Raw genomic sequence first — 1,078 nt, 5'->3', positions numbered from 1 at the left:
CCAGAATTCAGATAATAACTGCGACACTCTAATCGAGGTGTAGAAGAAGCCAACTGCTGAAAAGTGGTACGCTTTATCTCGCCAAAGTAAAAGAGTATCACCATGAATTATCAACAATTGACCGAAGCAAGACGATACCAGATTTCCGTACTGTTAGAACAGGGCTTTTCGATAGCACACATAGCTAAATGCATTGATTGTCATCGCTCTAGTGTCTATAGGGAAGTTAAACGATGCCAAGGGCAATCACGCTATCAGCCTGATATTGCACACAAGCAGGCTGTCACAATGAGGCGTCAGTCGAGTAAATATGCGATACCCTCACAGCGAATAGAGAGCATCGTCCTTTTACTGCAATTGGATTGGAGCCCTGAGCAAATCTCGCAAGTGTTGCGTTTGGTGAAGGAGCCTGTCAGTCATGAGTGGATTTATCGCTATATTGCTCGCGATAAACGTCGTGGCGGTAAACTTTATCGTCATTTACGTCAAGGACATAAGCGTTATCGGCGCGGCAAAGTAGAACAAGCTCCTACCATAAAAAACGCCGTATCGATTGACGACAGACCTGCGATTGTCGATAACCGAGAGCGATTTGGCGACTGGGAAATCGATACAGTATTAGGTCTGCATGGAACGGGCTCTATTGTGACCCTATTAGAGCGTAAGACTCGGTTTTATTTGATAAAGAAAGTCAATTCGAAGTCAGCGGCAGATGTAACGAAAGCGACGATTGAGTTGCTGATGCCCTATAAGGCGCACGTGCTGACGATAACGGCAGATAATGGACGCGAATTTGCTCACCACCAAGAGATAGCAGAGGCGCTAGATACACAGGTATATTTTGCGCACCCTTATCGTTCTTGTGAACGAGGAGCGAATGAAAACGCCAATGGATTACTGCGGCAGTACGTCAAAAAAGGGGTTGATTTGAGGCTAGTGAGTGATGAATTAATCGAATTTGCTCAGAATAGAATTAACTATCGACCCAAAAAGTGTTTGAAGTTTAAGCAGCCTGCCGTGGTGTTTCACCAGTTAGCTGCTTAATTGTCGAGTGTCGCACTTCGGGGTTGAATTCGGG

Annotated in this window: 1 protein-coding gene; it reads left to right on the top strand. The window is 45.3% G+C overall.

Annotated elements, in window-relative coordinates:
- Nucleotides 1–102 precede the first annotated feature (102 nt).
- Nucleotides 103–1,044: an IS30-like element ISSba16 family transposase gene (locus L5M10_RS23855; protein WP_263180549.1), complete on the top strand. Its 942-nt coding sequence runs from the start codon at nt 103–105 to the stop codon at nt 1,042–1,044.
- Nucleotides 1,045–1,078: the final 34 nt, after the last annotated feature.

Origin of the sequence: Shewanella sp. SM32 (assembly GCF_025654235.1) — a bacterium.
In the GTDB taxonomy this organism is placed as follows: Bacteria; Pseudomonadota; Gammaproteobacteria; order Enterobacterales; family Shewanellaceae; genus Shewanella; species Shewanella oncorhynchi.
The sequence above is the reverse complement of the archived record's forward strand: the minus strand, read 5'-3'. Positions and strand labels throughout refer to the sequence as shown.